General features: G+C 72.0%; 19 protein-coding genes. 6 read left to right on the top strand and 13 right to left on the bottom strand.

Annotated elements, in window-relative coordinates; all coding sequences use genetic code 11:
* Genes pcaD through ACIRU3_RS06535 form a run of 7 tightly spaced genes read right to left on the bottom strand, consistent with a single transcriptional unit; the run spans position 1 to position 6,463 of the window.
* Positions 1 to 1,128: a 3-oxoadipate enol-lactonase gene (pcaD, locus tag ACIRU3_RS06505; RefSeq protein ID WP_404052233.1), complete on the bottom strand. Its 1,128-nt coding sequence runs from the start codon at positions 1,126 to 1,128 to the stop codon at positions 1 to 3.
* Positions 1,125 to 2,465, bottom strand: a complete 1,341-nt coding sequence (pcaB, locus tag ACIRU3_RS06510) for a 3-carboxy-cis,cis-muconate cycloisomerase (RefSeq protein ID WP_404052236.1) — start codon at positions 2,463 to 2,465, stop codon at positions 1,125 to 1,127. The genes pcaD and pcaB overlap by 4 nt, the downstream gene beginning before the upstream one ends.
* Positions 2,462 to 3,064 (bottom strand): protocatechuate 3,4-dioxygenase subunit alpha, encoded by a 603-nt coding sequence (pcaG, locus tag ACIRU3_RS06515; RefSeq protein WP_404052239.1) that lies wholly within the window; start codon positions 3,062 to 3,064, stop codon positions 2,462 to 2,464. Before pcaG ends, pcaB begins: the two co-directional genes overlap by 4 nt.
* Positions 3,065 to 3,071: 7 nt before the next feature.
* Entirely contained in the window at positions 3,072 to 3,845 is a 774-nt protein-coding gene (gene pcaH, locus ACIRU3_RS06520; protein WP_404052241.1) for a protocatechuate 3,4-dioxygenase subunit beta, read from the bottom strand.
* A 19-nt stretch (positions 3,846 to 3,864) separates the two neighbouring features.
* Complete coding sequence (locus ACIRU3_RS06525; RefSeq protein WP_404052243.1) at positions 3,865 to 5,067, bottom strand: thiolase family protein; 1,203 nt, start codon at positions 5,065 to 5,067, stop codon at positions 3,865 to 3,867.
* A complete protein-coding gene (locus ACIRU3_RS06530) occupies positions 5,064 to 5,708 on the bottom strand; it encodes a CoA transferase subunit B (RefSeq protein WP_404052246.1) in 645 nt (214 codons plus the stop codon). Before ACIRU3_RS06530 ends, ACIRU3_RS06525 begins: the two co-directional genes overlap by 4 nt.
* Positions 5,708 to 6,463, bottom strand: coding sequence for a CoA transferase subunit A (locus ACIRU3_RS06535; protein WP_404052249.1), 756 nt, complete (start codon positions 6,461 to 6,463; stop codon positions 5,708 to 5,710). The genes ACIRU3_RS06530 and ACIRU3_RS06535 overlap by 1 nt, the downstream gene beginning before the upstream one ends.
* Positions 6,464 to 6,645: 182 nt before the next feature.
* Between ACIRU3_RS06535 and ACIRU3_RS06540 the strand changes: the two genes are divergently transcribed.
* Positions 6,646 to 7,113 carry a MarR family winged helix-turn-helix transcriptional regulator gene (locus ACIRU3_RS06540; RefSeq protein WP_404052251.1) on the top strand — a complete coding sequence of 156 codons (468 nt, stop codon included), beginning with the start codon at positions 6,646 to 6,648 and terminating at the stop codon, positions 7,111 to 7,113.
* A 32-nt stretch (positions 7,114 to 7,145) separates the two neighbouring features.
* Here the strand turns inward: ACIRU3_RS06540 and ACIRU3_RS06545 are convergent, their stop codons facing one another.
* Positions 7,146 to 8,120 carry a DUF3048 domain-containing protein gene (locus tag ACIRU3_RS06545; protein ID WP_404053167.1) on the bottom strand — a complete coding sequence of 325 codons (975 nt, stop codon included), beginning with the start codon at positions 8,118 to 8,120 and terminating at the stop codon, positions 7,146 to 7,148.
* 246 nt (positions 8,121 to 8,366) lie between these two features.
* On the opposite strand from ACIRU3_RS06545, the gene ACIRU3_RS06550 reads away from it, so the two are divergent.
* Positions 8,367 to 9,557 carry a zinc-dependent alcohol dehydrogenase gene (locus ACIRU3_RS06550; protein WP_404052254.1) on the top strand — a complete coding sequence of 397 codons (1,191 nt, stop codon included), beginning with the start codon at positions 8,367 to 8,369 and terminating at the stop codon, positions 9,555 to 9,557.
* Position 9,558: 1 nt separating this feature from the next.
* Here the strand turns inward: ACIRU3_RS06550 and ACIRU3_RS06555 are convergent, their stop codons facing one another.
* Positions 9,559 to 10,635, bottom strand: a complete 1,077-nt coding sequence (locus ACIRU3_RS06555) for an ATP-dependent DNA ligase (RefSeq protein WP_404052257.1) — start codon at positions 10,633 to 10,635, stop codon at positions 9,559 to 9,561.
* Between the two features lie 74 nt (positions 10,636 to 10,709).
* On the opposite strand from ACIRU3_RS06555, the gene ligD reads away from it, so the two are divergent.
* Both ligD and ACIRU3_RS06565 read left to right on the top strand, forming a co-directional pair.
* Positions 10,710 to 11,729 carry a non-homologous end-joining DNA ligase gene (gene ligD / locus ACIRU3_RS06560; RefSeq protein ID WP_404052260.1) on the top strand — a complete coding sequence of 340 codons (1,020 nt, stop codon included), beginning with the start codon at positions 10,710 to 10,712 and terminating at the stop codon, positions 11,727 to 11,729.
* A gap of 120 nt (positions 11,730 to 11,849) precedes the next feature.
* Entirely contained in the window at positions 11,850 to 12,899 is a 1,050-nt protein-coding gene (locus tag ACIRU3_RS06565) for a LacI family DNA-binding transcriptional regulator (RefSeq protein ID WP_404052263.1), read from the top strand.
* Positions 12,900 to 12,947: 48 nt separating this feature from the next.
* On the opposite strand, the gene ACIRU3_RS06570 is transcribed toward ACIRU3_RS06565, so the two are convergent.
* Positions 12,948 to 13,739 (bottom strand): VOC family protein, encoded by a 792-nt coding sequence (locus ACIRU3_RS06570; protein WP_404052265.1) that lies wholly within the window; start codon positions 13,737 to 13,739, stop codon positions 12,948 to 12,950.
* 287 nt (positions 13,740 to 14,026) lie between these two features.
* On the opposite strand from ACIRU3_RS06570, the gene ACIRU3_RS06575 reads away from it, so the two are divergent.
* Positions 14,027 to 14,272, top strand: coding sequence for a WhiB family transcriptional regulator (locus ACIRU3_RS06575; protein WP_404052268.1), 246 nt, complete (start codon positions 14,027 to 14,029; stop codon positions 14,270 to 14,272).
* Between the two features lie 254 nt (positions 14,273 to 14,526).
* Here ACIRU3_RS06575 and ACIRU3_RS06580 read toward each other — a convergent pair whose 3' ends face one another.
* From ACIRU3_RS06580 to ACIRU3_RS06590, 3 genes are all read right to left on the bottom strand, one after another.
* Positions 14,527 to 15,501 carry an acyl-ACP desaturase gene (locus ACIRU3_RS06580; protein ID WP_404052270.1) on the bottom strand — a complete coding sequence of 325 codons (975 nt, stop codon included), beginning with the start codon at positions 15,499 to 15,501 and terminating at the stop codon, positions 14,527 to 14,529.
* A gap of 227 nt (positions 15,502 to 15,728) precedes the next feature.
* A complete protein-coding gene (ddaH, locus tag ACIRU3_RS06585; protein ID WP_404052273.1) occupies positions 15,729 to 16,505 on the bottom strand; it encodes a dimethylargininase in 777 nt (258 codons plus the stop codon).
* 136 nt (positions 16,506 to 16,641) lie between these two features.
* On the bottom strand, positions 16,642 to 18,267 hold the full coding sequence (locus ACIRU3_RS06590; RefSeq protein ID WP_404052276.1) for an ABC-F family ATP-binding cassette domain-containing protein: 1,626 nt from the start codon (positions 18,265 to 18,267) through the stop codon (positions 16,642 to 16,644).
* 336 nt (positions 18,268 to 18,603) lie between these two features.
* Here ACIRU3_RS06590 and ACIRU3_RS06595 point away from each other — a divergent pair, with 336 nt between their 5' ends.
* Entirely contained in the window at positions 18,604 to 19,437 is an 834-nt protein-coding gene (locus tag ACIRU3_RS06595) for an isocitrate lyase/phosphoenolpyruvate mutase family protein (protein WP_404052278.1), read from the top strand.
* The last annotated feature ends 8 nt before the right edge of the window (positions 19,438 to 19,445 follow it).

Genomic DNA, 19,445 nt, shown 5'->3' on the forward strand with positions numbered 1-19,445 from the left:
TCACCCTCGGCCGGACTCCTCCTCGGCGAGCACCCGCTGGGCCGTCGCGAACGCCGCGTTGGCCGCGGGCACCCCGCAGTACACGGCGGTCTGCAGCAGCACCGCCCCGATCTCCTCCGGTGTCAGCCCGCCTCGCCGGGCCGCCCGGACATGCATGGCAAGCTCGTCGTAGTGGCCGTGCGCGACCAGCGCGGTCAGTGTGATCATGCTGCGCTCGCGGCGCGAGAGGGTCGGGTCGGTCCAGATCTCCCCCCAGGCGTAGCGGGAGATGAAGTCCTGGAACCGTGCGGTGAACGGCGTCTGCCGGGCCTGCGCCCGGTCCACGTGCGCATCGCCCAGCACCTCCCGGCGTACCGCCATCCCGCTCGCCGGAGCCCCGTTCAGCTGGGTGCCCAGCGCGGTCAGGACGGCCTGCGGGCACTGCGCGGGCGCGAGGTGCGAGGCCCCGGGCAGTTCCACGAGCGCGGCACCGGGCACGGCGTCGGCGATCTCCCGCAGATGCGCGGGCGGCGTCGCGGGATCCTGCCGTCCCGCCACGAGCAGGGTCGGTACGGTGATGCCGGCGAGCCGGTCGCGCACGTCGAAGGCGGCCAGCGCGTCGCAGCAGGCGGCGTATGCCTCCGGGTCGGCCTCCCGATGGTCCCGGACGAGCCGCGGCACGGTGAAGCCGGGTGTGAACCAGCGCGCGTCGGCACTCTCCACCAGCCACTCGAGACCCTCCCGGCGCACCCGTTCGGCACGCTCCCGCCAGGATGCGCTGCCGCCGAAGTGGGCGGACGAGCAGAGGACGGCCAGCGAGGTCAGCCGCTCGGGGTGGTGCACGGCCAGGTGCAGGCCGACCGCGCCGCCCAGCGACACGCCGGCGTAGGCGAACCGCTCGATGCCGAGCGTGTCGGCGAGCGCCAGCACCAGTGCGGCGAGATCGCCGACGGTGGCGCCCGGCCCGATCGGGTCAGGCGCCGAACCGCCGTGCCCCGGCAGGTCCCAGCGCACCACCCGGTGGGTGATCGACAGCTCGGGTGCGATCCTGTCCCACAGTGCGTACGAGGTGCCGAGCGACGGGCCGAGCAGCAGCGGGGGAGCGGAAGCCGGGCCTTCTGCCAGGTGGTTGAGGAGTTTCACGGTCAACGTCGCTCCAGGGCACGGTCGGTGAGGGCACCGGCGAAGCCGGTGTAGCGGGCGGGTTCGGTGAGGTCGTCCAGGTCGATGTCCTTCAACTCAGCCTCTTCGGCGAGGAGTTCACGCAACGGGCGGTCCTCGGTGTGGGCGCGGCGGGCCAGTCCGGTCAGCAGCTCCTTCGCTCGTGAGCGGCCGAGGACGGGTGCCAGCGCGGCGGACAGCCGTTCGGAGACGATCAGGCCCCGGGTGGCGTCGAGGTTCCTGCGCATGGCGGCGGGGTGCACGCGCAGCCCCTCGGTCAGCTCGGCCGCGTGGGCGGCGGCGCCGCCCACCAGCCGGAGCAGGGTGCGCAGCGGCTCCCACTCGGCGTGCCAGGCGCCGGCCGGCCGCTCGTCCTCGGCGGCGAGCGAGCCGTACAGGGTGGCGGCGAGCTGCGGGGCCCGCCGGGCGGCGGCCGCGAGGAGGGTGGCCCGCACCGGGTTCGCCTTGTGCGGCATGGCGGACGAGCCGCCGCCGCTGCCTTCGCTCACCTCGCCGATCTCGGTGCGCGACAGCGTCAGCACATCGACGGCGAGCTTGCCCAGCGCCCCCGCCGTCAGGGCCAGACAGCCGGCCAGGTCGGCGACGGGCGTGCGCAGTGTGTGCCAGGGCAACTCCGGTGCGGTCAGGCCGACTTCGTGGGCGTACGCCGCCGTCAGCGCGTCCACGTCCTGGGCGCCGTACGCCTGGAAGGCGGCCAGGGTCCCGGCCGCGCCGCCGAGTTGGGCGGGCAGCGAGCTTCGTACCCGGGTGACGCGGTCCCGTGCGTCCAGCACCAGCGAACGCCAGCCGGCCGCCTTCAGCCCGAACGTCGTCGGCACGGCGTGCTGGGTGAGCGTCCGCCCCGGCATCGCCGTGTCACGGTGCTCGGCGGCGAGCGCGGCCAGCGCCCGCTCGGTCCGGCCGAGGTCGTCGAGAACCAGCTCCAGGGCGCGTACGGCGACCAGCATCGTCGCCGTGTCCATGATGTCCTGGCTGGTCGCGCCCCGGTGGACGTAGGGGCCGTACTCCTCGCCGACCGCCGCGGTCAGGTCGGCGACCAGCGGGATCACCGGGTTGCCGCCGGTCAGGGTGCGCGCCGCCAGGGAGCGGATGCCGAAGCCGGCCGGTACGGCCGCCGCGGTCACCGCCGCTGCCGCCTCGGCCGGGGCGAGGCCCAGCGCGGCCTGCGCCCGGGTCAGCGCCGCCTCGGCGTCGAGCAGCGCCCGCAGGTATGCGTGGTCGCTGGTCTCGGAGGCGGCGCCGGACAGTCCCCACTCGGGGGCGAGCAGGCCGGTGTCGGCGTACGGAGGAGACGCAAATGTCACTGGAACTCCAGGAAGACCGTCTCGCCTTCGCCCTGAAGGCGGATGTCGAAACGGTAGGTGCTGCCGCCCTCGTCGCCGGCGATCAGAGTGTCGCGCCGGTCGCCCACCCGGGCGAGCAGCGGGTCGGCGGCGAGCGCCGCCTCGTCGCCCGGCAGATAGATCCGGGTGAACAGGTGCATGAGCAGTCCGCGGGCGAAGACGCACACGCTCAGGTACGGGGCGCCGGTCCCGCGTGCGCCGGGCCGCAGCGTCCGCGCGTACCAGTGGCCGTTCGCGTCCGTCTGGATCCGGCCCCAGCCGGTGAACTCCACGCCGTTGCGGCCCAGATGGTCGCCGGTGGCGGGGTCCCGCCGGATGGATCCGTCCACCTGCGGGACGGTGCCGTCGGGGCGCGGCCCCCACAGCTCGACGAGGGCGTCCGGGAGCGGCCTGCCCTCGCCGTCGAGGACGAACCCGTGCACGGTGACCGTGTCGGGGTGGCCGAGAGGCGCGATGTCCTCGCCGCCGCGGAACGGCAGCGCGTACCCGTAGAACGGGCCGACCGTGTGGGACGGGGTGGGCAGCACGGTCTCCGGGCTGTTCGTGTCGGTCTTCGTCATCGCGGGGTCAGCGTCCTTCCTCGATCCAGGTGGCGGCCGGGCCGTCCAGCACGATGTCCCAGTGGTAGCCGAGGGAGAACTCAGGCACCGACAGGCCGTGGTCGTAGGAGGCGACCAGCCGCTGCCGGGCCGCGTCGTCCGTCACGGACTGCAGGATCGGGTCGTACGGGAAGAGCGGGTCGTTCGGGAAGTACATCTGCGTCACGAGCCGCTGCGTGAACGCCGTACCGAAGACCGAGAAGTGGATGTGTGCCGGGCGCCAGGCGTTGACGTGGTTGCGCCAGGGATAGGGCCCCGGCTGGATGGTGGTGAAGTGGTAGCGGCCCTCGGCGTCCGTGAGGGTGCGGCCCATGCCGGTGAAGTTGGGGTCCAGGGGGGCTTCGTGCTGCTCACGCTGGTGGGCGTAGCGTCCGGCCGCGTTGGCCTGCCAGATCTCTATCAGCTGACCGCGGACCGGGCGTCCGGCGTGGTCCAGGAGGCGCCCGGACACGGTGATCCGCTCGCCGACCGGTTGGCTGGTGTGCTGCCGGGTCAGGTCGTTGTCGATCTCGGTGATGTCGCGCTCCCCGAAGGCGGGGGAGCGCAGTTCCACCAGTTCGGGGTCCTGACCCGTGTCGATGACGACCAGGGGCCGCCTGGGGTGGCGGAGCACGGAGGAGCGGTAGGGCGCGTAGTCGCGGCGGGGGTGGTGCTCGACGGGCGCGCCGTCGGCGACCCGCTTCTCGTACGCGGCGTGCTCGGCCGCGATCTCCTGGTCGATGTCCTGCTGGGTGAGAGCCATGGGGATACCTGACGTTTCCTTAGCGTTCGAGGACGAGGGCGAGGCCCTGGCCCACGCCGATGCAGAGGGTGGCCACGCCGGTGCCGGAGCCGCGGCGGGCGAGCTGGTGGGCCACGGTGCCGGCGAGGCGGGCTCCGGAGGCGCCGAGCGGGTGGCCGAGGGCGATGGCGCCACCCTGGGGGTTGAGGAGGTCCGGGTCGAACTCGGGCCATTCGGCGACGCAGCCGAGGACCTGGGCGGCGAACGCCTCGTTGAGTTCCAGCACGGACAGGTCGTCGAATCCCTTGCCCGCCTTGGTCAGGGCGCGGTTGACGGCCTCGACCGGGGCGAGCCCGAAGTACTGCGGGGCGATCCCCGACACTCCGGTGGCGCTGATGCGGGCGAGGGGCTCGCGGCCGGTGGCCTTCAGACCCTCCTCGTCGGTGAGGAGCAGGGCGGCGGCGCCGTCGTTGAGGGGGGAGGCGTTGCCCGCGGTGACCGTGCCGTTCTCCTCGCGGAAGGAGGGGCGCAGCTTCGCCATGACCTCCAGCGAGGCATCGCGGCGTACGCACTCGTCGGCGGCGAAGCCGACGGGGCCGCCCTTGCGCTGCGGGACCGGGACGGGGGCCGACTCGGCGTCGAACAGGCCTTGTTCCTGCGCGGCGGCCGCCTTTCGGTGGCTGTGCAGCGCGTACTCGTCCTGCCGCTCGCGGCTGATCTTGTGCTTGTCGGCGATCAGTTCGGCGGACTCGCCGAGCGGGATGGTCCACTGCGGGTCCATGCCCGGGTTGACCATGCGCCAGCCCAGCGTGGTCGAGTACAGCTCGGCGTGCGCGGCGGGGAACGGCTTGTCCGACTTGGGCAGCACGTACGGCGCGCGGGTCATCGACTCCACTCCGCCGGCCACGGCGATCCGCGCGTCGCCGACCGCGATGGCGCGGGCCGCCTGGATGACCGCTTCGAGGCCGGAGGCGCACAGCCGGTTGACCGTCACTCCGGGTACCGAGGTCGGCAGGCCCGCGAGCAGGGCGGCCATCCGGGCGACATTGCGGTTCTCCTCGCCTGCGCCGTTGGCGTTGCCGAGGCAGACGTCGTCGATGCGGGAAGGGTCGAGGTCCGGGGTGCGGGCGAGGAGTTCCCGGATGACGTGGGCGGCGAGGTCGTCCGGCCGTACCGAGGACAGTCCGCCGTTGTAGCGGCCTATCGGGGTGCGGACGGCGTCGACGATGTAAACCGGGTTCACAGCAGATTCTCCGCAACGGTCAGTTTCGCGTCGGTTGTGGCGAGGACCTCGTCAACGGTCACTCCCGGTGAGATCTCCACGAGGGTGAGTCCCTCCTCCGTCACGTCCAGTACGGCGAGATCCGTGATGACCCGGTTCACACACGCCTTGCCCGTGAGCGGCAGTGTGCAGCGTTCCAGGATCTTCGGGGAGCCGTCCTTGGCCGTGTGCGTCATCACCACGATCACGGTGCGTGCGCCGTGCACCAGGTCCATCGCCCCGCCGATCCCGGTGACCAACTTGCCCGGAACCGCCCAGTTTGCCAGGTCGCCGCCCGCGGACACCTGCATCGCGCCGAGGACGGCGACATCGATGTGCCCGCCTCTGATCATCGAGAACGACAGGGCCGAGTCGAAGAAGGACGCCCCCGGCAGGACCGTCACGGTCTCCTTGCCCGCGTTGATCAGATCCGGGTCGACCTCGTCCTCGGCGGGGTACGGGCCGGTCCCCAGGATGCCGTTCTCCGACTCCAGGACCACCTCGACGCCCGGCGGCAGATGGTTCGGGATCAACGTCGGCAGGCCGATGCCGAGGTTGACGTACTGGCCGTCCCGCAGCTCGCGTGCCGCGCGGGCGGCCATCTCCTCGCGTGTCCAGGCCATCAGGACCTCACCGTCCGCTGCTCGATCTTCTTGTCCGCCGCCTGCCCGGGGGGCAACGCCACCACGCGCTGCACGAAGACACCGGGCAGGTGCACCGCGTCCGGGTCGATCTCCCCGGGTTCCACCAGTTGCTCCACCTCGGCGACGGTCACCCGGCCCGCCATGGCGGCCAGGGGGTTGAAGTTCCGGGCGGACTTGTTGAAGACGAGGTTGCCGTGCCGGTCGCCCTTGGCCGCGCGGACCAGCGCGAAGTCGGTCCGGATTCCCCGCTCCAGGACGTACTCCACGCCGTCGAACTCCCGCACCTCCTTCGGCGGCGAGGCGAGCGCGACCCCTCCGGAGCCGTCGTACCGCCACGGCAGCCCGCCCTCGGCGACCTGCGTGCCCACACCCGCCGGCGTGTAGAAGGCGGGAATCCCGGCGCCGCCCGCCCGCAGTCGCTCGGCCAGCGTGCCCTGCGGGATCAGCTCCACCTCCAGCTCACCGGCCAGGTACTGGCGGGCGAACTCCTTGTTCGCGCCGATGTAGGAGCCGGTGACCCGGGCGATCCGTCCCGCTGCCAGCAGCACCGCGAGCCCGGACTCCATCGCGCCGCAGTTGTTCGACACCACGCCCAGGCCGGTCGTCCCGCGGTCGTACAACGCGTGGATCAGTACGTTCGGCACACCGCTCAGCCCGAAGCCGCCGACGGCGAGGGACGCGCCGTCCGGCACATCGGCCACCGCCTCGAGGGCCGTGGCGACCACCTTGTCCATCCGTGAAGCCTCATCTCTGCAAATTAATCAGCGCACTGAGTATTTCAGCGAGATACCCCTCACGCTGCCACTGGACGTCATGACCGTCAAGACCGGGCAGTACTTGGGGTTCCGCGTAGGGACAGTCGGGCTTCCCTATGGGTATTCTTCAGTGCACCGACGAATCGACCAGGGGAGCGCACATGGCCGCGGTGGACCTCGCCACCCATCCCGGGCACCTGGCCCGGCGGCTCCAGCAGGCGCACTACCTGCTATGGAACACCATGGTCTCGGAGGAGATCACCTCACCGCAGTTCGCGGTCCTGAACGCGCTCGTCGCCGAGCCCGGCCTCGACCAGCGGACCGTGGGGGAGCGGGTGGGCCTGGACCGGTCGACCATCGCCGAGGTCATCAGCCGGCTCGGCCGCCGCGGGCTGCTGCACAAGGTGCGCGACCCGCAGGACGGCCGCCGCTTCCTGCTCCGTCTCACCGACGAGGGCCTGCGCACCCACCGCAAGCTGACCGTGCGCACGGCGCGGATGAACCAGGTCTTCCTCGCCCCGCTCTCCGCCGAGGAGCAGACGGTCTTCTTCGACCTGATCCGCCGGGTCGCGGATGCCGCCGAAGGCCTGCGCAACCCGGCCGAGCCGCTGGCCGGCCGGCGGGGCTGAAGGCGAGTCGGCAGGGCTGAAAGGCGAGACGGTCAGGAAGGGGCCGCGGCGAACACCACCCACACCTGGCCGTCGGCGAAGTCCATCCGGCCGCCGTCCGCCGTCTTGAACGCCGTACCGACCGTGGCGGCCGGCCGGGACCAGGTGGCGTCGAAGGACCGCCCGTCCCGCAGCACCTCGGCCTTCCCCGAGCCCACCGTCTCGGTGTACGGCGTGTTGCTGCCGAGAGTGTCGTGGAACCTGGACGAACGGATCCGGACGTACTGCACGACGACCGTCGCCGGCGCCACCCGGCTGCCGTCGGACCTCACTGTGGGTGTGCCGTCCATCGCGACCAGCCAGCCGCCGCGCCGTGCGGACCAGGTGAAGGTGAAGCGCGCCGACGGGTAGCGCACGGTCCGCGAGGACTCGGGCGTGCCGCCGGCGGGTGCCGGGCCGTAGTGGAACCCGGTGGTCAGCGCGGCCCTGCCCGGGGCGGACGGCAGCAGCCGGGCGGGGTGCAGATAGAGATTGTGCGGTGCGCCCTTCTCGGCGCTCCGGTAGTAGGCGTCGGCAGCCTCGTCGGGTGACGCGGCGCGCAGGGGGGCCTGATGGATCAGCGGCAGCAGCTTGCGCTGGGCTCCGGAGAAGGCCAGTGTCGGCTCGGCGAACTGGCGCAGCAGCTCCAGGTCGGACTCCCGGGCGCTGCGCACCGGGCCGACCGACTCCGGCATCGTGGTGGCGTACACCGCCATCAGACGGCTCAGACCGCCCTCGACCTGCTCCGTGTACACGACGTCCGCCGCGTCGAGTCCCGTCTGCGGGCGGGCCTCGGGCACGTTGTCGATCTTCACGGCGAGCGGCGCGCCGGGTGGTGCCGAGCCGGTCGGTGCGGTGGTGCGGTGCGGGGCGCGGGCGTCGTCGGCCGTGCCGTGCCGCGTGCAGCCCGCTGTGAGGGAGACCGTCATCGCGGCGGCGACCAGTGCCGCCGTCAACGCGGTGCGTCTCCTGCGCGCTCCGTGTCGGATGCCCACCGTTGTTCACCCCGTTCGTATGTGCCGATTGTGTGCCCGTCAGGTCGTTCCAGGCCATCCCCGGTCGGTACCGGTCATGCGCGCACGGCGGGCGGAGCGGGCCGAGGGCGTGACCCGGGCGGTCGAACCCGCAGGTAGGGGCGGGGATTCGGCGCGGGAGCGCGCGGGTACCCGGCAGCCACCGCAAACCGGGCGCGCCAGGACGAACCGGTGCGCACGCGAGCAAGGGAGCGCGACCCCATGAAGGCAGTCACCTGGCAGGGCAGGCGGGACGTGCGCGTTGAGGACGTGCCCGACCCCCGGATCGAGGAGCCCACCGACGCCGTCATCCGCATCACGTCCAGCGGGCTGTGCGGTTCGGATCTGCATCTGTACGAGGTGCTCACCCCGTTCATGACCCCGGGTGACGTCCTCGGCCACGAACCGATCGGAATCGTCGAGGAGGTCGGCGCGGGGGTGCCGGACCTCGCGGCGGGCGACCGGGTCGTGGTGCCGTTCCAGATCGCCTGCGGATCCTGTTGGATGTGTCTGACGGGGCTGCCGACCCAGTGCGAGACCACCCAGGTCACCGGGGAGGGCATGGGCGCCGCCCTGTTCGGCTACACCCGCCTGTACGGTGCGGTGCCCGGCGCACAGGCCGAGTACCTGCGGGTCCCGCAGGCGCAGTACGGCCCGATCAAGGTGCCCGAGGGCCCGTCGGACGACCGCTTCGTCTACCTCTCCGACGTGCTGCCCACCGCCTGGCAGGCCGTCGAGTACGCGTCCGTCCCGCCCGGCGGCACGCTGGCCGTCCTCGGCCTCGGTCCGATCGGCGACATGGCCTGCCGTATCGCCACGGCCCGGGGTGCCGAGCGGGTGTTCGGTGTCGACCTGGTGCCCGAGCGGCTGGCCCGGGCGGGCCGGCGTGGTGTGCAGACGTACGACCTCAGGGCCTTCGACGACGAGAAGGCGCTCGTCACCGTGATCCGCGACGAGACCGGCGGCCGGGGTCCGGACGCCGTGATCGATGCCGTCGGCACCGAGGCCCACGGCAGCGCCGCGGCCCGGCTCGCCCAGACGGCCTCCGCGCTCCTGCCCCGCAGGCTCGGCGTGCCCCTCGCGGAACGGTTCAGCGTCGACCGGCTCGCCGCCCTCCACATGGCCATCGACCTGGTCCGGCGGGGCGGCACCATCTCGCTCAGCGGCGTGTACGGCGGCACGGCCGACCCGATGCCCCTGCTCACCCTCTTCGACAAGCAGATCCAGCTGCGGATGGGGCAGGCGAACGTCCGCCGGTGGAGCGACCGGATCATGCCCTACCTCACGGACGAGGACCCGCTCGGCGTCGACGACTTCGCCACCCACCGGCTGCCGCTCGCCGAGGCGCCCCACGCCTACGAGATGTTCCAGCACAAGCAGGACGGCGCGATCAAGATCCTGATGCGGCCGTAGCTCAGCCGCCGTCCCTGCCGCCGAGGATCTCGGCCAGGTCGTACCGCACCGGCTCCTCCAGCTGGGCGTAGGTGCAGCTCTCCGGCGTCCGGTCCGGCCGCCAGCGGCGGAAGCTGGCCGTGTGCCGGAAGCGGGCGCCGTTCTCCATGTGGTCGTAGGCCACCTCGGCGACCCGCTCCGGCCTGAGCGGCACCCAGGACAGGTCCTTCTTGCCCGACCAGCGGCTCGGCGCCCCCGGCAGCCGCGCCGTCTCATGTGCCGCCTCGTCCCCCCAGGCCGCCCACGGATGCCCGCTCACGTCCTCCATCCGCAGCGGCTCCAGCTCCTCCACCAGCTCCGCACGCCTCTTCATGGCGAAGGCCGCCGACACGCCCACATGCTGCAGTGCGCCCCGGTCGTCGTACAGGCCCAGCAGCAGCGAGCCCACCACCGGGCCGCTCTTGTGGAACCGGTAGCCCGCCACGACGACGTCCGCCGTCCGCTCGTGCTTGATCTTGAACATGGCCCGCTCGTCCTGCAGATAGCGCAGAGCGAGCGGTTTCGCGACGACCCCGTCCAGGCCGGCGCCCTCGTACTGCTCGAACCACCGGTGCGCCACCTCCACGTCGGTCGTCGCGGGCGCCAGATGGACCGGCGCGCTCGCGCCGGACAGCGCCCGGTCCAGCAGGGCTCGCCGGTCGGTCAGCGGCACGTCGAGCAGGGACTGGTCGTCCAACGCCAGCAGGTCGAAGGCGACGAAGGAGGCCGGGGTCTTCTCGGCGAGCATCCGCACCCGCGAGTCCGCCGGATGAATCCGCTCGGTCAGCGCGTCGAAGTCGAGCCGCCCGCCCCGGGCGATCACGATCTCCCCGTCCAGCACGCACCGCTCGGGCACCCGCTCCTTCAGCGCCGCAACCAGCTCCGGAAAGTACCTGGTCAACGGCTTCCCGGTACGGCTGCCCAGCTCGACCTCGGCCCCGTCACGGAACACGATCGCCCGGAACCCGTCCCACTTCGCCTCGTAGTGCATGCCCGGCGGGATCTTCGCCACCGACTTGGCGAGCATCGGCTTCACGGGCGGCATCACCGGCAGATCCATGCGTCCGATTCTGCTCGCATACATCAGCTGCCGCCCGGTATGCGGGGTGTGCAAGGGGCGCCTACGGTGGCCGCATGGGTGCAGCGGTGGAACTGGACGTGGCCGGGCGGACCGTGCGGCTGTCCAGCCCGGACAAGGTCTTCTTCCCGGAGCGTGGATTCACCAAGCTGGACCTCGCCCAGTACTACGCCGCCGTCGGCCCCGGCATCCTGCGGGCCCTGCGCGACCGCCCCACCACCCTCCAGCGCTACCCGGACGGCGTCGACGGCGAGTGGTTCTACCAGAAGCGTGCGCCCAAGGGCATGCCCGACTGGATCCCGACCGCCCACATCACCTTCCCCAGCGGCCGCAGCGCCGACGAGATGTGCCCCACCGAGGAGGCCGCCGTGGTGTGGGCCGCCCAGTACGGCACCCTCACCTTTCACCCGTGGCCGGTGCGCCGCACCCAGGTCGACCACCCCGACGAACTCCGCATCGACCTCGACCCGCAGCCCGGCACCGATTTCGACGACGCGGTCCGCGCCGCCCACGAACTGCGCGCCGTCCTCGACGAGTTCGGCGGCCTGCGCGGCTGGCCCAAGACCTCGGGCGGCCGCGGCCTGCACGTCTTCGTGCCCATCGAACCGCGCTGGACCTTCACCCAGGTGCGGCGCGCGGCGATCGCGGTCGGCCGGGAGATGGAACGCCGGATGCCCGAACAGGTGACCATCAAGTGGTGGAAGGAGGAACGCGGCGAGCGCATCTTCCTGGACTACAACCAGACCGCCCGCGACCGCACCATCGCCTCCGCCTACTCCGTACGACCCCGCCCGCACGCCCCGGTCTCCGCGCCCCTGCGCTGGGAGGAGGTCGGCGAGGCCCACCCCCGCGACTTCGACCTCGCCACCATGCCGGCCCGCTTCGCCGAGATCGGCGACGTGCACGCCGACATGGACGACCACGCCTACTCCCTCGACGCCCTCCTGGAACTGGCCCGCCGCGACGAACACGACCACGGCCTGGGCGACCTGCCCTACCCGCCGGAGTACCCGAAGATGCCGGGCGAGCCCAAGCGGGTCCAGCCGAGCCGGGCGCGGCGGGAGGAGACGTCCTGAACCTTCGCGCACGGCAACCCCATCGCTTCGGCTCCCTCCTCCGCCCGCTTCCCAGGCCGCCGCTACGGCCCGGCGCACCGCGGCTATTCTGATCGCCAGCCGCCGATGAGGAGTCCCGCAGTGACCGAGGGAGTGTCGCGTCCCACTCTGGAGGCCGTGGCCGCACGGGCCGGGGTGTCCCGGGCCACCGTGTCGCGCGTCGTGAACGGCGGCGAGGGCGTCAGGGAGCCCGTGGTCGAACGCGTCCGCCAAGCGGTCGAGGAACTCGGGTACGTGCCCAACCAGGCCGCGCGCAGCCTGGTCACCAAGCGGCACGACGCCGTCGCCGTCGTCATCGCCGAACCCGAGGCCCGGGTCTTCGCCGACCCCTTCTTCGCGCTGCAACTGCGGGGCATCAGCAAGGAGCTGACGGCCCACGACAACCAGCTCGTGCTGTTGCTGACCGAGGGCCGCGCCGACCACGCGCGCGTGGCCCGCTATCTCGCCGGCGGCCACGTCGACGGCGCGCTGGTCTTCTCCCTGCACCTCGACGACCCGCTGCCCGGCCTGATCCGGAACGCGGGTGTGCCCACCGTGTTCGGCGGCCGGCCCGACTGGAGCGACGGCATACCCGGGCCGGTCTACGTGGACAGCGACAACCGGGGCGGCGCCCGCGAGGCCGTACGCCACCTCGTGGGCCTCGGCCGGACCCGGATCGCGCACATCACCGGTGCGCTGGACCAGACCTCGGCGGTGGACCGGCTCGACGGCTACCGGGACGTCATGGGCGACGCCGATCCGCGGCTCGTCGTGGAGAGCGACTTCACCCCGGGCGGTGGTGAACGCGCGATGCGCGAACTGCTCGACCGCTGCCCCGACGTGGACGCGGTGTTCGCCGCCAACGACCTCACGGCGCTGGGTGCCCTGCGTGTGCTGCGCGAGAAGGGCCGACGCGTGCCCGACGACGTGGCCGTGATCGGCTTCGACGATGTGCTGCCCGTCGCCGAGGAGGCCGACCCGCCCCTGACCACGGTCCGTCAGGACATCGAGGAGATGGGCCGGCTGATGGCCCGCCTCCTGCTGCGCGGTCAGGCCGGCCGGACCCGCGGTGCGGACCCGGCGGACCCGGCCGACGCGGCCGTCTCGAGCGTCGTCCTGCCGACGACCCTGATACGACGCGCGTCCGCCTAGGGCCTGATCCGTCGGACAGGCCCTGGACGACGCTCGGCCCCTGCGACCTCAGCTCTGCGGCGACTCGCTCTTGATCACCGCGAAGCGGACCCCGTACGGGTCGGCGAGTTTGGCCATGCGGCCGACGCCCTCCATGCTCGTCGCCGGCATCCGCACCGTGCCGCCCAGCTGCTGTGCCTTCTCGACCACGGCGTCCGTGTCCTCGACCTCGAAGTACGGCAGCCAGTACGCGCCGGCCTCCGCCTCGGTCGGGTCGTCGGCCAGCGGGACCATCCCGCCGAACATCGCGTCCTCCCCGGCACCGCCCGCGTTGACACAGGTGTAGGTGCCACCCGGGAACGGCACGGCAGAGGTCTCCAGATCCAGGACCTTCCGGTAGAACGCGGCGGCCGCGGCGATGTCCGGCGTGTACAGCTCGACCCAGCACAGCGTGCCCGGTTCGTTCGCCACGTCCACGCCCTTGGTCTGTCCGGGCTGCCAGATCCCGAACGGCACGCCCGCCTGGTCGGCGAGGACCGCCATGTGTCCCTGACCCATCACGTCCATGGGCTGGAACAGCACGCTGCCGTGGGCCTGTTCGGTCGCCTTGGCCGTGGCCTGCGCGTCCTCGCTCTGGAAGTACACCGTCCAGGCCGGCGGCCCCTGCTCCGGGCCGGTCTGCATGCCGCCGGCGAGGGTCTTGCCGTTCAGCTGGAAGAAGCCGTAGCCGCCGGCGTCAGGCCCCGCCGACCGGAACTGCCAGCCGAAGAGGCCGCCGTAGAAGGAGAGGGCGCCGTCGAGGTCGGGGGTGCCGACGTCGATCCAGTTCGGAGCGCCGTTGACGAAACGGGTGGTGAGCATCTTCGCCCTCCTTGGAAAGGGGTGCGTGGAAGGGAGCCCGTCCTGCGCACTGCCGAGTCTGGCACCGCCCACTGACAATCGCTGCCGGAGCACTGCCGTGCGCCGGTCCGACGCCTCCGGTCACCCTGGGTGCCTCGCGGGGTTCTCCAGGTTTTCGCACCGCTCCCGCGCGCCGCCGTGCGCGGGCGTGTCCGTGCGGAGCATCATCGGGGCGACGGCGGGGGTTCGGCCGTGCCGTTGACCCGGCGTTGATCGAACGTTTTTCGCGGCCCGGCACGATCGTGGCCATGCACATCGAAACGATCACCCCGCCCGACGCCGCCTGGCAGGCACAGGCCCTGTGCGCGCAGACCGGGGCGGAATTCTTCTTCCCCGAGCCCGGCAGTTCGGTGCGTGAGGCGAAGCGCATCTGCGCCATGTGCGAGATGCGCTCCGCCTGCCTCGACTACGCGCTCGACAACGACGAACGTTTCGGCGTCTGGGGCGGCCTCTCCGAGAAGGAGCGCCTCGCCCTGCGCCGCGCGTCCCACTGACACCCCGGCCCGGGGCTCGTCAGCGCGCAGGGCCCGGTGCGCCGGGCGTCGAACGGCATGCCCCGCCGCGGCCACCGACAGGCCATGGAACCGATGCCGCACGCGCGCGCGTAGGAACCGAATGCCGCACGCGCGCGCACGGCACGCAAAGGGGCGCGCACACACCACGCATACAGCAGAACTGCGGCATCGGCAGCAGCCCTCGCCCCCAAGTCCGGGGTCGGCTCCCGGTAGGTCCCCGGGTCAGCTGCCGCTCAGGCGCCGGCCCGTGCCGCCATCCGCGCCTTCCGGGCCGCCAGCTTCTCGTCGAACTTCAGGGCTTCCGCGTCCAGGCCGCCCATGAACAGGCCGAGTTCCTCCTGCGCCTGACGACCCTCCGGGCCGAGGCCGCCGATCTCCATGATCTTCAGGAAGCGCAGCACGGGCTGAAGCACGTCGTCGTGGTGGATGCGCAGGTTGTAGACCTCGCCGATGGCCATCTGCGCGGCCGCCCGCTCGAAGCCGGGGATGCCGTGGCCGGGCATGCGGAAGTCGACCACGACGTCCCGGACCGCCTGCATGGTCAGGTCGGGCGCGAGTTCGAAGGCGGCCTTCAGGAGGTTGCGGTAGAAGACCATGTGCAGGTTCTCGTCGGTCGCGATGCGCGCCAGCATGCGATCGCAGACCGGGTCGCCGGACTGGTGGCCGGTGTTGCGGTGCGAGATCCGGGTCGCCAGCTCCTGGAAGGCGACGTAGGCGACCGAGTGCAGCATCGAGTGCCGGTTGTCCGACTCGAAGCCCTCGCTCATGTGGGACATGCGGAACTGCTCAAGCTTGTCCGGGTCCACGGCGCGCGAGGTGAGCAGGTAGTCGCGCATCACGATGCCGTGCCGGCCCTCCTCGGCCGTCCAGCGGTGCACCCAGGTGCCCCAGGCGCCGTCGCGGCCGAAGAGCGAGGCGATCTCGTGGTGGTAGCTGGGGAGGTTGTCCTCGGTCAGGAGGTTGACGATGAGGGCGATGCGACCGATCTCGGTGACCTTGGAGTGTTCCTTGTCCCAGGCCTCGCCGTCCTCGAACAGGCCGGGGAAGTTGCGGCCGTCGCTCCAGGGCACGTACTCGTGCGGCATCCAGTCCTTGGCCACCTGCAGATGCCGGTTCAGTTCCTTCTCGACCACTTCCTCCAGCGCGTACAGCAGCCGCGCGTCGGTCCACACGGACGGGCTGCCGAGGTGAGGGGAGGTGATCGTCACGGGAACTCCAGGGGGACGCCGTACAAAGGAGGAAAGAAAGGGGACGTCCGGCGAGCGGTGCCGGAAACCTACGAGATCGTAGGCTACGAAGCCGTAGGTTACGAAGCCGTAGGTTAAGTTCGCTGTAAAGATCGCTGATCAGCACCCTCGCCCCAGGCTTTTGGTGGCATGCCGAACAGCCCCGGGACGCGCAGGTCCCAGGGCTGTCGGACAGATGGGATCACCCGTCAGGCGTACAGCTCCCGCAGCCGCACCGAGAGACAGGTCACACAACCCTCGAGCTTCTCGAACTCGCTGATGTCCACCGTGACCACCTCGTGGCCGAGGCCGCTCAGCAGCTCGGCCGTCTTCGGGGCGCTCGCCGCCATGAGCAGCTTGTGGCCGCCGAGCAGCACCACGTGCGCGCCGGACTCCTCGGGTACCGACAGGAAACCGGGGAACAGGGACGGCCGGTCCACCATCGGGATGTGCCCGACGACCGTCCCGTCAGGCAGCGCGGTGACCGCGGACTTCAGGTGCAGCACCTTGCTCACCGGTACGGCCACCACGCGCGCGCCCAGCGGCTCGAACGCGGCCCGCAGCTGCTGCACGCCGGCCACGTTGGTGCGCCCGCCCCGGCCGACGTAGATCGTGTCGCCGACCTTCAGGACGTCACCGCCGTCCAGGGTGCCCGGCTCCCATATCCAGTTCACCGAGCAGCCGAGCCGGGCCACCGCCTCCTCCACACCCGCGGTCTCGGCGCGCCGGGATTCGGCTCCGGGCCGGGTGATCAACGCCACGTTCTTGTACATGACGACGGTGTCCTCGACGAACACCGAGTCCGGGCAGTCGTCGGCCGGGTCGACCTCGATCGTCTCCCAGCCGTGCGTGCCGAGCGCCTCGACGTACGCCTCCCACTGTCGGGCTGCGAGCTCGACGTCGACCTTCTCCCGCTCGATGTGTGTCACCAGACCTTCGGCGAGGCGCGGGCCGGGGCGGCGGACGAGGGCCTTCTTGCTGGGCACGACGGGCCTTTCCTATCGGTGGTGCGGGTGCGGCGCCGGAGATACGGCGCCGGTCCGCCATCATGCAGGGCGCTCCGGCCAGGACAAAACCCTCGTGTTCAGGCTGTGCCCCTGGCGAGGCTCCCCGCCGGTCCGGCTAGGCCGGATCCCCGAGCGTGTCGGGCGCGGTCTCCTTCAGTTCTCCTTCCTCCATGAGCAGCCACCGGGTGATGCCGATCGACTCCAGGAACGGCAGGTCGTGGCTGGCGACGAGCAGGGCGCCCTGGTACGACTCCAGCGCCGTGGTCAGCTGGCGGACGCTCGCCATGTCGAGATTGTTGGTCGGCTCGTCCAGCAGGAGCAGCTGGGGTGCGGGGTCGGCGAGCATCAGCGCGGCCAGGGCGGCCCGGAAGCGCTCGCCACCGGAGAGCGTCCCGGCCCGCTGGTCGGCCCGTGCGCCCCGGAACAGGAAGCGGGCCAGGCGCGCCCGGATCCGGTTGTTCGTGGCGCCCGGCGCGAACCGGGCCACGTTCTCGGCGACCGTCAGTCCGTCGTCCAGCACGTCCAGGCGCTGCGGCAGGAACCGCAGCGGGACATGCGCCCGCGCCTCGCCGGCCACCACCGCCAGCTCTCCGGCGACGGTCCGCAGCAGTGTCGTCTTGCCGGCACCGTTGCGTCCGACGAGGGCGATCCGCTCCGGGCCGCGCAGATCGAGGATCCCCTCGACGCGCGCCCCGTGGGCCATCTCCAGGTTCTGCAGCGTGAGCACCTGGCGGCCGGGCGGTACGGCCGTGTACGGCAGGTCGACGCGGATCTCGTCGTCGTCCCGTACGGCCTCCGCCGCCTCGTCCAGTCGCTCCCTGGCCTCGGCGAGCTTCTCCTCGTGCATGATGCGGTGCTTGCCCGCCGACTCCTGGGCTGCGCGTTTGCGTGCGCCCATGACGATCTTCGGCTCGCGCTTGGAGTCCCACATCTTCTGCCCGTACCGCTTGCGGCGGGCCAGCTTGACCTGGGCGTCGGAGAGTTCGCGTTTCTGTTTGCGCAGATCCGCCTCGGCCACGCGCACCATCCGCTCGGCCGCGTCCTGCTCCACGGCGAGGGCCTCCTCGTAGGCCGAGAAGTTGCCGCCGTACCAGATGACCTCCCCGGAGCGCAGCTCCGCGATCTGGTCGACGAGGTCCAGGAGCTCACGGTCGTGGCTGACGACCACCAGTACACCCGGCCAGGAGGAGACAGCCGCGTACAGCCGACGGCGCGCGTACAGGTCCAGGTTGTTGGTGGGTTCGTCGAGGAGCAGGACGTCCGGGCGGCGCAGCAGCAGCGCTGCCAGGCGCAGCAGCACCGACTCGCCGCCCGACACCTCGCCGACGGTGCGGTCCAGGCCGATGTGGCCGAGGCCGAGTTCGCCGAGGGTGACCAGGGCGCGCTCCTCCACGTCCCAGTCGTCGCCGACCGTCTCGAAATGCTCCTCGGACACGTCGCCCGCCTCGATGGCGTGCAGGGCGGCCCGCCGGGCCGCGATGCCGAGGGCCTCGTCGACACGGAGCGTGGTGTCGAGCGTGACGTTCTGCGGCAGGTGGCCGACCTCGCCGGTCACCTTGACGGTGCCGTCCGCCGGGCCGAGCTCACCGGCGAGCAGCTTCAACAGGGTTGACTTCCCTGATCCGTTGACGCCGACGAGCCCGGTCCTGCCGGGGCCGAAGGCGATGTCGAGGCCGTCGAAGACGGGGGTGCCGTCGGGCCAGGCGAAGGACAGGGACGTGCAGGTTAGGGAGGTAGACATAGAGGCCTCGCAGTGGCTGGATGCGGTCTGGGCGGGCGCATGTCGAGACACCGCGAGGCGGAAACCGAAGGGCCTTGGGGCACGGAGAGAGGCCTGTGCCTGAGGACGGCTCGGACGCCGAGGTCGAACGCCACGCACACCTCACCGGTGTGAACGCGGTGTCTCAGGACCTCAGACGAGCAACGTCCTTCTCCAATCAACGGCAACAGGAACGTTCTACACCGTACGAGGGTGCCGATGAGGCTGTCAACGCGATTTACTGCGGGCGCCCGGACGCCCATGTTCGTGTCGGATTTCTGCCAGCGCCCGCCCCGTCGGCGCTGTTTGACTTGCCGCATGACGCCTCAGCACCCGCTCCGCGACGCCGCCCTCGCCTTCCGCGCCCTGCACGAGCCCGGCCGTCCCCTGGTCCTGCCGAACGCCTGGGACCCGGTGAGCGCGGCCGTCGTCGCCGAGGCGGGAGCCGCCGCCGTCGCGACCACCAGCGCAGGGCTCGCCTGGGCGCTCGGCGCCGCCGACGGCGACCGGCTCGACCGCGGCCGTGCGCTCGCGGCCGTCGCCCGCATCGTCGACGCCGTACGGGTCCCGGTCACCGCCGACATCGAGGGCGGCTATGCCGAGGACGCCGCCGGTGTCGCCGACACCGTCTCGGCGGTGATCACCGCGGGCGCGGTCGGCGTCAACATCGAGGACGCCCGCCACGAGGCGGGCGGTGAGCCGCTGCGCCCGGTCGCCGAGCAGGCCGAGCGGATCGCCGTGGCCCGTGCGGCCGCCGACGAGCAGGGCCTGCCGCTGTTCATCAACGCGCGGATCGACACCTTCCTCAGCGGTGCCGGGGGAGTGGACGCGACCCTGGAACGGGCCGCCGCCTTCCGGGCCGCGGGCGCCGACGGGATCTTCGTCCCCGGGGCCGTCGACCCGCACACGGTCAAGGCGCTCGTCGCGGGCATCGACGGGCCGCTCAACGTGATGGTGGGCCCCGGCGCGCCGACGGTCGCCGAGCTGGCCGCGCTCGGCGTCGCCCGGATCAGCGCGGGCGCGGGCCTCGCCCAGGCCGCCCACGCCCTGGTCCGCCGCGCCGCGCGGGAGCTGCTGCGGGAGGGGACCTACGGGGCGCTGGCCGGCGGATTCGACTACGGCGAGCTGAACACGCTGCTCACGCGCGCGTAGCGCGCATC

This window comes from Streptomyces sp. NPDC101151 (assembly GCF_044768335.1).
GTDB lineage: Bacteria > Actinomycetota > Actinomycetes > Streptomycetales > Streptomycetaceae > Streptomyces.